This is a genomic window from Streptomyces sp. NRRL F-5135, assembly GCF_000719775.1.
Lineage (GTDB): Bacteria > Actinomycetota > Actinomycetes > Streptomycetales > Streptomycetaceae > Streptomyces > Streptomyces hebeiensis.
Genome location: NZ_JOHR01000081.1, coordinates 1 through 352 on the forward strand (window position 1 = coordinate 1; position 352 = coordinate 352).

Annotated in this window: 1 pseudogene; it reads right to left on the reverse strand. The window is 75.6% G+C overall.

What is annotated here, in order from left to right:
• Positions 1 to 352: pseudogene (locus IG02_RS43365) on the reverse strand (hypothetical protein); the annotation flags it as partial.

Genomic DNA, 352 nt, shown 5'->3' on the forward strand with positions numbered 1-352 from the left:
ACCGCTCGACCGACAACCCCCGCACCGGCCCCCGACCAGCCACCAGGCGCACCCGACGCGTCAGCTCATCACGACTCAGCACCAACGGCCCGGAATCCTGCGGCCCGGTGAGGGTCCTCGGCACGGCCGGCGCCGGGGAGGAGAAGACCGCGTTCCCGTACGGGGCCGTGAACAGGACGCTGGAGTTCAGGCCCTGCAACCACGCCTTGCGCCACGCGCCCGGCTGCCCGGTGCCCGCCTCGGGCAGGCCGACCAGACGCAACGGCCCGGACGTGGCCCCCGGGGCCGGGGCGGTGGCGGGAGCCGGCGTCAGCGGGCCGCTGTAGGCCCAGCCATTACGGGCCGTCCGGTT